The organism is Bradyrhizobium sp. 186 (assembly GCF_023101685.1).
Lineage (GTDB): Bacteria > Pseudomonadota > Alphaproteobacteria > Rhizobiales > Xanthobacteraceae > Bradyrhizobium.
The window spans coordinates 348,852-361,894 of record NZ_CP082164.1; the positions used below are offsets into that span (position 1 = coordinate 348,852).

Consider the following 13,043-nt stretch of genomic DNA (forward strand, 5'->3'; position numbering starts at 1 on the left):
CCCTGGTTTTGCGAAGACTCTTGGTTGGCAATTGAGCGCCGCAACTTCTTCCTGGGGTAATGGGTCCTGGCTTTCGCCAGGACGACACGGAGTTTACGTCGCAATCGCACTCGCCGCGATGTTCACCGTCAGCGCCAGCAACGCCGTATTGTAGATGAACGACACGATGCCGTGCGCGGTGGCGGTGCGGCGGATGGTCTTGTCGGTGATGCCGACGTCGGAGACCTGCGCGGTCATGCCGATCACGAAGGAGAAATAGACGAAGTCCCAATAGTCGGCGTGATCTTCCTTGTCGCCGCTCGGGAACTGCAACCCGCCGGGCTCGGCTTGGCGGTAATAGTCATATGCGTAGTGCAGCGCGAATGTCGTGTGCACCGCGGCCCAGGATAGCGCGATGGTAGCGATCGCGATGGTCAGCTCCGCCGCGCCGCGATGGGTGCCGAGCTCGGCGACGATCGCCGCGATGCTCGCGAACGCGCCCACCGCCGTCACCAGCAGAATGACGAAACGACCGTCGTCCTGCATCGCGGCAGCGCGGCGGATGTGCTGGTGATCGTTGCACAGCATCATTGCGTAGACCAGCATCAGATAGACCGCGATCAGCGCGTCCCAGCCGAGCACGAGCCGCGTCACCGGCCGCTGCACGCCCGGCACCAGCAGGCAGACGAGAATGCCGACACCCAGCGAGATGAACGTCCGCGGCCGCGCATACACCAGCCGCACCGGGCGCGACATCTTGCGGAAGCGAGCGAGGACGGGATCTTCCTTGCTGCCGCCCGCCATCGCTTGGCTAGCTCTTCCGCTCGGCGACAAACCGCGCGGCGGCCTGCAGCACGGCGGCGCGATCGCCGAAGATCGAGACCGCACTGTCGGCCCGCGCGAGCAGGTCGCGCACACGCTGTTTGGCGCCTTCGATGCCGAGCTGGGTGACAAAGGTGGTCTTGCCCATTGCTGCGTCCTGGCCCGAGGGCTTACCGAGCGCGGCCGCATCGCCCTCGACGTCGAGCAAATCGTCGGCGATCTGGAAGGCTTCGCCCAGCGCGCGGCCGTAATCGTCGAGCGCCTGATATTCCTTGGCCGTGGCCTGTCCGAGGATCGCGCCGGCGATGCAGCCATAGCGCAACAGCGCGCCGGTCTTCATCTGCTGGAGACGGGCGACGTCGACCGGCTCGCGGTCGCCGAAGCGGCCTTCGCCGGCGAGATCGAGCATCTGGCCGCCGACCATGCCGCCGATGCCGGCGCAGCGCGCCAACGCGCGCGTCAGGAGCAGCCGCACATTGGCATCACGATGAACCTCGTCGCGGGTGATGATGTCGAAGGCGAGCGTCAACAGGCCGTCGCCGGCGAGGATCGCGGTGGCATCGTCGGTCTTCTTGTGCAGGGTCGGGCGGCCGCGTCGCAGGTCTGAATTGTCCATCGCTGGCAGATCGTCATGGATCAGCGAGTAGCAGTGGATGCATTCGAGCGCCGCACCGGCGAGCAGCGCAGCCTCGCGGGGGACATCGAACACGGCCGCGCTCTCGGCCACCAGGAACGGCCGCAGGCGCTTGCCGCCGTTGAGGCTCGAATAGCGCATTGCGTCCATCAGCCGCTTGGGACGGGCGATTTCATCGGGCAGGATGTCGTCCGCCAAGAGGCGCCCGAGCAGGGCTTCGGTGTCATCAGCGGTCTTGTCCAGACGTTTGGCGAAATCGGACGGGGACGTGCCGGTCATCAAGAAAGGCTCCAGAACTAAAATTCGGCGGGACAATCCTTTATGCGCCCGCCTCAGTCAATCGTTTGGAAGGCCTAAAAAGTGCTGGAAAAGGCCCGAATTATCACAGACTTAATGGCTGGGCCGATGGCCGCGTTTCATTTTGCGCCGGAAAGGTCGATTTGCGCATCGTCAAAATCCTGCTGGTGATGCTCGCGGTCGCAGCTCTCGCGCCCTATGTGATCGCGCCGTTCTACCGCACCGGCCATCCCGTTTCGACGCTGATGGCCTGGCGCTTGCTCCGGGGCGCGCCGATGCAGCGGCAATGGATCGATCTGGCGGCGATGTCGCCCTCTTTGCCGCGTGCGGTGGTGGCGGCTGAGGATGCCCATTTCTGCAAGCATCACGGCATCGACTGGGGCGCGCTGCGGGAGGCGATCGACGACGCGCAGGAGGACGGCACGCCTTTCCGTGGCGCCTCCACCATTACCCAGCAGGTGGCCAAGAACCTGTTCCTCTGGCAGGGGCGGGACTTCGTCCGCAAGGCGCTGGAATTCCCATTGGCACTGTGGATCGATCTGGTCCTGCCCAAGGCGCGGATCCTGGAAATTTACTTCAACATCGCCGAGCTCGGGCCCCAGGGGCAGTTTGGCGTCGAGGCGGCCAGCGCCTATGCCTTCGGCAAGTCCGCCGCCAGCCTTTCCCCCCGGGAGGCGGCGCTGCTGGCCTCGATCCTGCCGAATCCGGTCAAACGCAGCGCCAGGACCCCGGGCCCGGGCGTCCGGCGGCTGGCCGGGACCTATGTGGCAAGGGCGCAGGCCAGCTCGCTTTTGACCTGCTGGCGGGAAAATCGCTGATTGTGGGCCCTTTTCGGGCGCATTTTGCGGTCCAGAACCCTAGCTTTGCGGCCAGCCTTCCTCTATAAGCCCGGCCTTGATCGGCATTCAGCTCGCCTCCTGTTGGGGTGCTGAGCAGTTCCCCGCGGACGATGCCCGGACAACACCAATCCCTAGAGGATATTGAAATGGCCGTTCCGAGAAGAAAAACCTCGCCGTCGCGCCGCGGCATGCGCCGCTCGGCGGACGCCATCAAGAAGCCGACCTATGTCGAGGACAAGGACTCCGGCGAGCTCCGTCGTCCGCACCATCTCGACCTCAAGACCGGCATGTACAAGGGCCGGCAGGTCCTGAAGAAGAAAGAGTCCTGAGGCAGGACTCTTTAACTCAGGCAGCACGACGTGACTTCGACGTGATCTGCCTGATTTCGGCCAAACCTTGAGATATGACGGTGACGGCGGCGGAGCGAATGCTTCGCCGCCGCATTGTCCTGCCCGGACATCTTGATCGAGAAGGCATTTCGCCGATGGTCGGTTTCCCGCTGCTTCTGATCCCGCTCGCGGTCTACAACATCATCGCCTTCCTGATGCCCAGCGTGTCCTTCACGGACGTGCTGTTCAAGGTGCCGATGATCACGGGCGAGACCTGGCCGGTCACACTCGCCGACGTGATGCTCGCGCTCGGCGTGGTGCTGCTGTTGCTCGAGGTGGTCAAGGGTGCGCGGCCCGGCTCGAAATTCCTGATGGATCATTTGCTGTCGCTGATCGTGTTCGGCGCGGCAGCGGCCGAATTCGTGATGTGGCCCAAATTCGGTAACTCCACTTATTTCCTGCTGGTGCTGCTCGCGATGGCCGATTTCCTCGGCGGTATCGCCCAGCGCACGCGCCGCCGCGCTACCTATGCCGCCGAGGCGGCGCCGGCGCCGCGCAAGGGTAAACGCCAAGCCGAAGCACCGGCGGATGAAGCTGCGCCCGAGCACAAGTTCGAGCCGGTGTCCGCGCCGCAAGCAGCACCGGTGGCACCACCCGCGCCCTCGGCGCAATCGGTCGCCGAATCCGTACTGATGGATCCCCCCGCGCCGAAACCCGCGCAGAGCATCACGCCGTCGCCGGAAATCCCCTCGCCGCATTTGCAGCCGGGCAACGGCACGCCGTCCTCGCCCGATGTGCCACCGCGCTAATCGACCTCAAGCCACCTGCCGCGTGCGGGCGGTAACGCTCGGCAGCGGGCGCTTGCTGCCATAGGCCATCCGCGCATCCTCGGAAGAAGCGCGGCGGAGCCGGCTGGCTTGGGGCAGGTGCTCGGCATTGGCCATGAGCTGGGTGACGAAGCTCGGATCGGGGCGCGGCAGCGGCGCCTTGTGGGCCCACGCAAGCGTCGGCATCAGCGACACCAGGGCCGTTCCCGTGCCGCTTTCCGCTTCGTCCGATCGATCGGTACTCAACATCGCAATCACCGTTGATCCGGCCAACTGTTGCGTTTCGGGACGCTGGTGCCGGTGCGTGTCATGTACTCGCAAGGCCTATGCCGGCCGGGCCGATTTGGTTCCCAAGCCGCCTTGGAACGTGGTTTCCAATTTGTTTATGAACTTTGCCTAGGTTCAAGGGCGAATCTGGCCCTATTCTGTGCCGGCTCAGGACTCCCTGCTGTCCCGAAACGAGGCGATTTTGACTCCCGCATTGCCGCAAGCCTCCGAAATCCTTGCCGCCCTCGGCCAAGCCGTGTTCGTCTGGGATATCGCCAGTGACGCCATCGTCTGGGGCGAGCAGATCGATGCCGTCTTCTCCGGCATCCCCGCCGCGCGGCTTGCGACCGGCGCCGAGTTCGCCAAGCTGATTGAGCCCGCGCAATCATTGCGGACCGCCGCGCTGGCGCAGACCTCCGCGGTCCACGGCGCCGACGGCACGCCCTACCGCGTCGAGTACGGCGTGCGCATGAGCGCCTCCGATCCCGTGGTCTGGATCGAGGAGACCGGCCGGTGGTTCGCCGGCCCCGACGGCCGCCCGGTGCGCGCGATGGGCTCCATCCGCATCAACAATGAGCGACACGCCCGCGACGAGGAGCTGACAAGGCTCGCCCGGCTCGATCCCCTGACCGGCGAACTCAACCGCTCCCATTTGATCGCGGCGCTGGCCGAGGCGATCGAGGAGACGACCCGTTTCCGCTCGACCGCGGCCTTCATGCTGGTCGGCATCGATCGTCTCGCGCGTGTCAACGACGCCTTCGGTTTCGATGTCGCGGATGCCGTGATCCTCGATGTCGCAAAACGCATCCGCCCGCGGTTGCGCGGCGGCGATGTGCTGGGCCGCTTCTCCGGCAACAAGTTCGGCCTGATCCTGAAGAACTGCACCGTCGACGACATGAACGTCGCCGCCGAGCGCTTCCTCGCCGGCATTCGCGACGAGGTGGTGCCGACCAAATCCGGCCCGGTGTCGGTCACTGCCTCGATCGGTGCCGTCAGCCTGCCGCGCTATGCCCGCAGCACCGATGAGGCGGTCAACCGCGCCCACGAAACGTTGGACGCCGCAAAGCGCCGCCGCGCCGGCTCGTTCGCGGCGTGGCGGCCGAATGCCGAGCGCGACGCGCAGCGCCGCGTGAACATTCGCGTCACCGACGAGATCGTCACCGCGCTGAACGAGCGCCGCATCAGGCTCGCCTATGAGCCGGTGGTATCGGCCGCCTCGCGCGAGGGCGCGTTCCACGAATGCCTGGTGCGGATGGATCAGGGCGACGGCCAGGTGCTGCTCGCGCCCGACATCGTGCCGGTGGCTGAGCGGCTCGGTCTCATCCGCCTGGTCGATCATCGCGTGCTCGAGCTCGTGGTTGCCGAGCTCGCGGCCGCGCCCGACATCCGGCTCAGCCTCAACATCTCGCCGGACACCACCATGGACCCGGACTGGTGGGCGGGAATCGAGTCGCTCATGCAGGCGCATCCCGGCGTCGCCGAGCGGCTGATCGTCGAGATCACCGAGACGGTCGCGATCCAGGACATCGACGACGTGCGCGGCTTCGTCACGCGGCTGAAGAATTTCGGCAGCCGCATCGCCATCGACGATTTCGGCGCCGGTTACACCTCGTTCCGCAATCTGCGCAAGCTCGGCGTGGACATCGTCAAGATCGACGGCGCGTTCGTGCAGAACATCACCCGCTCCGCCGACGACCGTGCTTTCGTGCAGACCCTGATCGACCTCGCCCGCCGCCTCGACATCAAGACAGTCGCCGAATGGGTGCAGGACGAAGAGGCGGCAAGCATGCTGCGCGACTGGGGTTGCGACTATATCCAGGGCCGGTTGATCGGGCTGGCGTCAGCCGACCGCCCGTGGGGTGTGCCGACGGACAGCGCGCTGCCGGCGGCGGGGTAGGGCATTCCCCAACGTCATGGCCGGGCTTGACGAGTGAGAGTGTGGAGAGACCTCACGCCACCCGCCGGACCGCGTTGAGGCGCTCGATCGTGTGGCCGACCTCGGCCGCCGGGCACGGCCTGCCGAAATAATACCCTTGCACCGCGGTGCAGCCGCATTCGCGTACGAAGTCGAGCTGCTCGATCGTCTCCACGCCCTCCGCAGTGGTCTCGACGCCGAGCACTGAGCCGAGGCTCGCGATGGTGCGGACGATGGCGATGCTCTCCGGGCTTTCGCCGAGCGTGCCGACGAAGGAGCGGTCGATCTTGATGCGGTCGAACGGAAACTTGCGCAAATAGCTCAGCGAGGAATACCCGACACCGAAATCGTCGAGGCTGACGCGCACGCCAAGCGAACGGAGCTGATGCAGGATCTCGATTGTCGCCTCGCTGTCGTCGAGCAGTGCCGTCTCGGTGACCTCGAGCTCGAGCCGCCGCGGCTGCAGACCGGCCTCGGCGAGCGCGCTCGTGACCATCGCCACCAGCCCGCGCGAGCGGAACTGTACTGGGGACAGGTTGACCGCGACGGTGAAGTCAGGCCAGGACGCAGCGGTCGCGCAGGCGGTGCGCAGCACCCATTCGCCGATCGGAACGATGAGGCCGGTCTCCTCGGCGATCGGAATGAACTCGGCCGGCGAGACCATGCCGCGTGACGGATGCTTCCAGCGCAGCAGCGCCTCGAAGCCGGTGAGCTCGGACGTGTCGAGCCGCACCTGCGGCTGGAACACCAGGTGGAATTCGTTGGCTTCCAGTGCGCCGCGCAGATCGTGCTCCAGCGCGTGCCGGCTGCGTGCATGTTCCTCCATCTCTGGCTCGAACAGCTGATAGGCGCCGCGGCCTTTGGCCTTGGCTTGGTAGAGCGCGAGATCGGCGCATTTCATCAACTCGTCGGCGTCGAGCCCGTGATCGGGTGCGATCGCGATGCCGACGGAGACGCCGATATGGATCGACTGGCTTTCCAGCGGCGGCGGACGGCCGATGATCTCGACCAGGCGGCGCGCGAGCCGCTCGGCCGATTGCGGCTGCGGACCGCGCTGGAGAACGGCGAACTCGTCGCCGCCGAGTCGCGCAACGGTGTCGTGCTCGCCGACATTCTCCTTCAGCCGCGCCGCGACCCAGCGCAGCAGCCTGTCGCCGGCGGCGTGTCCGAGCCTGTCGTTGACGGTCTTAAAATTGTCGAGGTCGAAGCACAGCACGGCCATGGCGCCGCCGGCGATGGCGACCTGGTTCAGCCCCTCGCTCATCTTCTCGCGGAACAGCGTGCGGTTGGGCAGATCGGTGAGCGAATCGTGCCGCGCCATATGCGCGACGCGAGCCTGGGCCTTGTGGCGCTCGGTGACGTCCTCGTAGGTGACGACCCAGCCGCCGTGTTCCATCCGCTTGTGGTTGAGCTTGATGATGCGGCCGTCGCTCAAATGGCGGTGCAGGGTGTGCTCGCCCTCGCGCAGCCGCTCGACATAGTCGGCATAGAGCTTGACCGCCGTGGTGTTCGGATGAATGCCGAGGGCGCAGCTATGCTCCATGATCTCCCGCATCGAGACGCCGGGCTTCACGATGTCCGGCGACAGGCCATACATCTCGATGTAGCGGCGGTTGCAGACGATCACGCGCAGAACGGAGTCGAGCATGCACAGGCCCTGGCCCATGTTGTTCAGCGCCGCGTCGAAGCGACGATATTGCTCGCTCAACTCCTCGACTGCACGCTCGCGCTCGCTGATATCCTCGTAGGTGGCGACAAACCCACCGTCGGGCAGCGCGCAGTAGCGCACCGAGATCACGGTGCCGTTCGACATGCTCCGCCGCATCGGCGAGGAATCGCGGCTCGCGATCCGCGCGCTGGCCACTTCGAGAAGCTGCTGCGGGCTGTACTCCGAGGCGAAGGCGCCGTTCGTCATCGAGCGTTCGATCAGCTCGGAGAGATGCGTGCCGGGCCTGGTCTCCTCCGGCGATAGCAGATAGATCTTCCGGTAGGTGGTGTTGCAGACGCGAAGGCGCATTTCGCTGTCGTAGAACGCGAGCCCGTGCGCCATGTTCTCCAGCGCCGCATCAAGGATGAAGTTCTGCTGCCTCAGGGTCTCTTCGTATTGCAGCCGCTCGGTGACGTCCTCGTGCACGGTCACCCAGCCGCCGTCGGGCAGGAAGCGGGACACTGCCTGCACCATCCGCCCATCGTAACGCATCACGAGCAGGGTTTTCGCCTTCCTGGCTCGCACATCGTCCAGTCTGGTGTCGTGGAACTCGTCACCCGACATGCCCGGCAGGTTTCCGCGCGACATCCAGTGATCGATCACCGTGCAGTGCGGGACGCCCGGCTTCACGACGTCGGCGTCGAGGTTGTAGAGGCGCAGGAAGCGCTCGTTGCAGACGACGACGCGGCTGTCGGCATCGTACATGATGAGGCCGTGCGACATGTTGGAAAGCGCATGCTGGCTGCGCTCGGTCTGGAGGCGCAATTCCACCTCGAGCCGGGCGAGGCGGCTGACGTCGTCGCAGATCGTCATCCAGCCGCCGCCGGGGAGCGGCTTCAGCTCGAGCGCCATGACGAGGCCGCTTGCAAGCCGCTGTTCGGTGCGGAACGGCTCGCCGGTCGCGATCTGCTTGACGCGCGTGGTGTAGAGCGCGTCGAGCTCGCTCACCGGGAAGTTGCCGAGCGATGCGCTGTGGGTGAGCACGTCGCGATAGCTCGTGCCGACGTGCACGATCTCGGCCGACATGTTGAACAGCGTGAGATAGCGCTGATTGACCAGCACGATCCGGTTGGCGGCGTCGTAGACGCAGACGCCCTGCTCCATGTGGTCGAGCGCAAGCTGGCTCAGCGCGACCAGGGCCTCCGGGCCCTGCTCGCGGCGTGCACCAAGCTCGTTGTTACGGGTCGACATCATCGGATCGGGACGGTCTCGGCGGGCAATTGACCTAACGCAAACGTAATTCAGCTGCCGAGGGTAGCGAAGAGGCGGGAAAATTCCCTTAAGCGCCGTAGTTTACGGAGGGTGACTGACGGTATGGAGTGCGCGTGTATCTCGGGCGCGCGACTGCGAGGTGTGGGAGCGCGCAATAAATGCCTTCGCCGGGACGACAGCGGGTGTGTGATGCGTCCTTAAGGCCCGTACAGCACGAGCTCGGTATCCGTCAGATCGGCCAGGCGCGGGCGGTGCGGGCCCTTGAAATATTTGCGGCCGCGCCGTTCGGTGTAGACGCCGACGAGGCCGGGGATCGGGCCGTTGGAATCGACGATCACCGAGATCTTGCCGAGCCGCAGCAGCAGCCGGCCGATGCGGCCGGCGCAGGCGGTGTATTCGGCGGCGCTGCGGCAATAGATCAGTTGCATCGCGGGCGGGGCGATGAAACCGCGCCGGATGCGTACCGCTTGCAGGATGAAGGGGAAAGTGCCCTGCGGGGTGCGGCAGACCAGGCTGAGGCAATTGTAGCGCGCGTGCCGCGTCAGGAGCTCGGTCTCGGCTTCGGAGAGACCTTCGATCTGCTTGGTGTGCGGCGAGATCACCTCGATCTTGCTCCAGCGCGAGGCGCGCGACAGCGCCGGCACCGAGAAGAACAGGCCGCGGCAATAGGGGCGGAAGCCCTGCGTCTCGATGATCGGCCAGGTCCACACAGCAGGGCTGATGTTGAGATAGGTCACGTGCTTGTGCCGCTGTGCGATCTTGGTCAGCAGCGGGGCATAGTTGCGGTAGGCCGGCTCGACATACCAGCTCGACAGGTTGCACTGGATGGCGGTGTCTTCGCCGTCCTTCCGCGTCGTGTAGATCAGCAGCAGCACCCCGACCGGCGTGCCGTCATCGTCGAGCATGTAGCCGAAACGCGGATAGCCTTCCGGTACCGGTCGGAAGGCCTGCCGACGCAGGCCCTGGATCCAGTAGTTGCGCGAGCGGCCGACGAAGCCGCGCGTCAGCAAGTCCGCGATGGCTTCAACATCGGACTCGGTGATCTCGCGGCATCGGACCTTGGTATGAATCACGCTCGTCTTGCCCGTGGAAATGATAGGCCTCGTTCCGTTAGCGCCAGCCTTCGCCATGGGCGTCGGCCGCGACCTGCGGCTGCATGCCCAGGATGTCTCGCACCTTGGCGGGCCAGGCGGAGAGATCGGTGCCATGGGTGTGGAACATCGCGACGGCCAGGCGATCCATGCCGAAGGCGACGCAGCCGGTATGGGCCGGTTCACCATTGGCGTCCTGGATGTCCCAGGTCGTGCCGAAATGTTCGCGGTGATAGTTGAAGCTCATGCAGGCGGTCGGCTGCTCCTCGGAGCGCAGCGGGATCAGCAGCTCGAACTTGAGCTGCTGCTGCTTCTGGCTCACCGCCTTCATCTGGCCGACGCGCCCGAAGAAGGGGTCGCTGGCGTAGTCGACGCGGAAACTCAGGCCGAGATCGATCGCGATTGCCTGCGCACGCACCATCCAGCGCTCGCGGAAATCGGCGACGTCGTCGGGAGTGCCGATGCAGACATATTCCCGCATCCGGAACGATTGCAGCCGGTCAAGATGCTTCGACGGCTCGCGGCGGAAGCAGTCGGCGGCGACGTCGAAGCGCAAGCCGCCCTTGGGCAGCTGGCCGCGGCTCGCCGCGATCGGGTAGACGGGGTAGCAGGCGGCCGGCGACAGCACGAGATCGGCCGGCGAGAGCGAGGTGGTCCAGTCGCCGCCGGCATCAAAACGGCTCACCGCGGCGTTGATTTCGCGCTCGGTGCCGTGCAGGCCGCAGACGCAGCCGAGCAGGTTCGGAAAGCTCTTCAGGTAGCCGGACTTTTCGAGCTGGACGCGGCTCATCACCGGCGGAAAGCGCATCACTTCGGTGCCCGCTTCACGGTGCCGGGTGATCAGCGCGGCGAGCCGCTCGACTATGCCTTCATAGATCGCGGTGCGGGCGTATACGCCATCCGCGCCCATGCGGTGGAACAGCGTGTCGGCGAGATGATCGAGCGGATCGACGGCCTGCGGCGCGGTTTCGGGCGAATTGGGGAGAACAGCAATGTTCATGTTCGACTTCCTGCTATCTGAAATTATTCTTGTTGGTCGCCAAGGCTGGTTAATCTTGGAGGCTCGTCAATCCTGAAGGCACGTCAGTCTCGAAGGCTTGTCAGTCACGAAGGCTTGCCGGCACGCCGCTCATCAGCGTCGATGTTGCGGCATTGGCCAGAATGCGGTCGTTGTTGATCATGATCGGCGACGACAGCACGTCGCGCAGGTGGCGGCCCATGGTGAACTCGCCGTCATTGCGATAGCCGGAGAGGCCGGCCGTACGCATCGCATGCATCACGGTCTCGACCGCGAGCTCGGAGGCCTGGACTTTCAGAAGCGTGATCGACGACTGGAAGTCGAGCGAGCTCAGCGCGCGCTCATCGTGCTCGGCGCGGGCGAAAGCATCGAGATTGGCCGCAATCAGCGCGCGAAGCTTTGCCAGCGACATCTTCGCGGCGGTGAAATGCGCGGCGGCCGGCGGCATCTGCCCGCCGGAGCTGCGGGCCGCCTTACGGACGAAGGCCTGCGCGCGGGTCACGGCCGCAGCCGCAATGCCGGCCCAGGTCGACGACCAGCATAGATGCGCGAACGGTGTCATCGTCTGCGCATGGATCTTGTCGTAGGACTCAGGGAAGACGCGATCGGCGGGGCAGTCCACCCTGAGCTCGAACCCGGTCGAGCAGGTGCCGCGCATGCCGAGCGTTTCCCAGCCCAGCGTCCGCTTCAGCGAATAATCGTCCTTGGCAAGTGCCAGCAGCACCTGGTCGGACGCAGAAGCGTCGGTGGCGCGGCGGGCGATGGTGACGAGGCCGTCGGCCTCGGCGCCGTAGGAGATCACCGTGGCGTCCCGCACGAGCGAGACGGTATCGCCGGCGTGGTCGACGGCGGCCGCGCTGGCGCGGATATTGCCGCCGTTCTGGCCTTCGGTGGTGGAGGAGGCGAGCAGCCACTGGTCGCGGGCGACTCGGCGCATCATGGTTTCCATCCACGGAATGCCGTGGCCGTGCCTGATGACGCAGGCGACCTTGGTCTGGTGCATCGCGTAGATCATCGCGGTGGAGGCGCAGGCGCGTCCGAGCGCGTAGCAGATGTCGGTGACATCGTGGATCGAGGCACCGAGCCCGCCGAACTCGACGGGGATCATGACGCCGAGCAGCTTTTGCTCGCGCGCGGCTTCGAAAGCCTTATGCGGAAAGCGGGCATCGCGATCGACGCCGTCGGCGTCGGCGGCGGCCGCAGTGGCGGTTCGCGCCGCGCGCTCGACCAAGGAGGGACCCTGTTCGAGGAGGCTCGCCTGCGTTTCGTCGACAGTAAGGATCGCTTCACGCACGTTCATGCTCGTCCGCCTCCGGTTCGCCGTTCAGGATCGCCGGCATCACTCGCGATGCCGTGCAGCGATCCTCCGGCCATCTTTGCTTGTGAGGTGAGGCTACGGATTTAATTCAAATTCGTCGATGAAATAGAGGGTAAACGAACTGCAATTCCCAATGAACAGTTAAGGTCGGGTTGTTGGCGTCGCCGAAATTCCCGGTGTCGCGTTAGCGATTTGGAAGAAGCATGAAGTTTAGTCAATCTGAGTCATCGTTTACTAAGAAACGCGAAGTAATGGTGCCGCCCATTGCGGGATCGGCTGGCCGTGCCCATCGTAGCTGGCAATCCGGTCCGACCTCGATAGACAGATGGGAATTTGCCGATGCAGGCCTTCGATACCGACGTGCGCAATCGCATCATCAAGCTGGTGAAGGGCATTCTCGAACAGAATTCGCTCGCGGCTGATGTCGCGCCGGCGGCGAAGCTCGTCGACGCCGGCCTGACCTCGATGGACATGGTCAATCTGATGTTGGGCGTGGAAGCCGAGTTCGATTTCACCATCCCGCAGTCCGAGATCACGCCTGAGAATTTCCAGTCGGTCGAGACGCTGGAGCGCATGGTGGCGAGCCAGTTGCAGCCGGCAACGGCGGCTTAATTAGACGCACGATTTCCTCCCCGGGTCGTCCTGGCGAAAGCCAGGACGACACCGAATGTTTGGCGCGGCGTGTCCTTCTCCTGACGACACCCAACCCACGACCCCCGTTCCAAAACCCCCGCAAAACTGGCATAGCTTCTCCACGGGATCGCGCGGCGCGAACGGGTGGAGCAGG

The 13,043-nt window shown here is 65.2% G+C and carries 12 protein-coding genes; 5 read left to right on the top strand and 7 right to left on the bottom strand.

The features are described from left to right. Positions 1–93: 93 nt before the first annotated feature. A complete protein-coding gene (locus IVB18_RS01610; RefSeq protein ID WP_247987601.1) occupies positions 94–783 on the bottom strand; it encodes a DUF1345 domain-containing protein in 690 nt (229 codons plus the stop codon). 7 nt (positions 784–790) lie between these two features. Next, positions 791–1,714 (bottom strand): polyprenyl synthetase family protein, encoded by a 924-nt coding sequence (locus IVB18_RS01615; protein WP_247987602.1) that lies wholly within the window; start codon positions 1,712–1,714, stop codon positions 791–793. Positions 1,715–1,875: 161 nt separating this feature from the next. Here IVB18_RS01615 and mtgA point away from each other — a divergent pair, with 161 nt between their 5' ends. The 3 genes from mtgA to IVB18_RS01630 all read left to right on the top strand — a co-directional run bounded on the left by mtgA (position 1,876) and on the right by IVB18_RS01630 (position 3,709). Next, on the top strand, positions 1,876–2,550 hold the full coding sequence (mtgA, locus tag IVB18_RS01620) for a monofunctional biosynthetic peptidoglycan transglycosylase (protein WP_247987603.1): 675 nt from the start codon (positions 1,876–1,878) through the stop codon (positions 2,548–2,550). A 167-nt stretch (positions 2,551–2,717) separates the two neighbouring features. Continuing rightward, positions 2,718–2,900 (top strand): 50S ribosomal protein L32, encoded by a 183-nt coding sequence (gene rpmF, locus IVB18_RS01625; RefSeq protein ID WP_007598106.1) that lies wholly within the window; start codon positions 2,718–2,720, stop codon positions 2,898–2,900. Positions 2,901–3,055: 155 nt separating this feature from the next. After that, positions 3,056–3,709: a hypothetical protein gene (locus tag IVB18_RS01630; RefSeq protein WP_247991939.1), complete on the top strand. Its 654-nt coding sequence runs from the start codon at positions 3,056–3,058 to the stop codon at positions 3,707–3,709. 6 nt (positions 3,710–3,715) lie between these two features. Here the strand turns inward: IVB18_RS01630 and IVB18_RS01635 are convergent, their stop codons facing one another. Further along, positions 3,716–3,976 (bottom strand): hypothetical protein, encoded by a 261-nt coding sequence (locus IVB18_RS01635; protein ID WP_247987604.1) that lies wholly within the window; start codon positions 3,974–3,976, stop codon positions 3,716–3,718. Positions 3,977–4,196: 220 nt separating this feature from the next. On the opposite strand from IVB18_RS01635, the gene IVB18_RS01640 reads away from it, so the two are divergent. Continuing rightward, positions 4,197–5,891 (top strand): bifunctional diguanylate cyclase/phosphodiesterase, encoded by a 1,695-nt coding sequence (locus IVB18_RS01640; RefSeq protein ID WP_247987605.1) that lies wholly within the window; start codon positions 4,197–4,199, stop codon positions 5,889–5,891. A 52-nt stretch (positions 5,892–5,943) separates the two neighbouring features. Here IVB18_RS01640 and IVB18_RS01645 read toward each other — a convergent pair whose 3' ends face one another. The 4 genes from IVB18_RS01645 to IVB18_RS01660 all read right to left on the bottom strand — a co-directional run bounded on the left by IVB18_RS01645 (position 5,944) and on the right by IVB18_RS01660 (position 12,238). Beyond that, entirely contained in the window at positions 5,944–8,808 is a 2,865-nt protein-coding gene (locus IVB18_RS01645; protein WP_247987606.1) for a PAS-domain containing protein, read from the bottom strand. A gap of 218 nt (positions 8,809–9,026) precedes the next feature. After that, a complete protein-coding gene (locus IVB18_RS01650; protein ID WP_247987607.1) occupies positions 9,027–9,902 on the bottom strand; it encodes an acyl-CoA acyltransferase in 876 nt (291 codons plus the stop codon). A 37-nt stretch (positions 9,903–9,939) separates the two neighbouring features. Further along, complete coding sequence (locus IVB18_RS01655; protein WP_247987608.1) at positions 9,940–10,920, bottom strand: amino acid--[acyl-carrier-protein] ligase; 981 nt, start codon at positions 10,918–10,920, stop codon at positions 9,940–9,942. 100 nt (positions 10,921–11,020) lie between these two features. Then, positions 11,021–12,238: an acyl-CoA dehydrogenase family protein gene (locus tag IVB18_RS01660; RefSeq protein WP_247987609.1), complete on the bottom strand. Its 1,218-nt coding sequence runs from the start codon at positions 12,236–12,238 to the stop codon at positions 11,021–11,023. 357 nt (positions 12,239–12,595) lie between these two features. Between IVB18_RS01660 and IVB18_RS01665 the strand changes: the two genes are divergently transcribed. After that, positions 12,596–12,868: a phosphopantetheine-binding protein gene (locus IVB18_RS01665; RefSeq protein WP_247987610.1), complete on the top strand. Its 273-nt coding sequence runs from the start codon at positions 12,596–12,598 to the stop codon at positions 12,866–12,868. Positions 12,869–13,043: the final 175 nt, after the last annotated feature.

What these genes read in the sequence shown, in the direction of transcription:
- IVB18_RS01610 (WP_247987601.1), bottom strand. Translation starts at nt 783, where the DNA reads ATGGCGGGCGGCAGCAAGGAAGATCCCGTCCTCGCTCGCTTCCGCAAG.
- IVB18_RS01615 (WP_247987602.1), bottom strand. Translation starts at nt 1,714, where the DNA reads ATGACCGGCACGTCCCCGTCCGATTTCGCCAAACGTCTGGACAAGACC.
- rpmF (WP_007598106.1), top strand. Translation starts at nt 2,718, where the DNA reads ATGGCCGTTCCGAGAAGAAAAACCTCGCCGTCGCGCCGCGGCATGCGC.
- IVB18_RS01630 (WP_247991939.1), top strand. Translation starts at nt 3,056, where the DNA reads ATGGTCGGTTTCCCGCTGCTTCTGATCCCGCTCGCGGTCTACAACATC.
- IVB18_RS01635 (WP_247987604.1), bottom strand. Translation starts at nt 3,976, where the DNA reads ATGTTGAGTACCGATCGATCGGACGAAGCGGAAAGCGGCACGGGAACG.
- IVB18_RS01645 (WP_247987606.1), bottom strand. Translation starts at nt 8,808, where the DNA reads ATGTCGACCCGTAACAACGAGCTTGGTGCACGCCGCGAGCAGGGCCCG.
- IVB18_RS01655 (WP_247987608.1), bottom strand. Translation starts at nt 10,920, where the DNA reads ATGAACATTGCTGTTCTCCCCAATTCGCCCGAAACCGCGCCGCAGGCC.
- IVB18_RS01660 (WP_247987609.1), bottom strand. Translation starts at nt 12,238, where the DNA reads ATGAACGTGCGTGAAGCGATCCTTACTGTCGACGAAACGCAGGCGAGC.
- IVB18_RS01665 (WP_247987610.1), top strand. Translation starts at nt 12,596, where the DNA reads ATGCAGGCCTTCGATACCGACGTGCGCAATCGCATCATCAAGCTGGTG.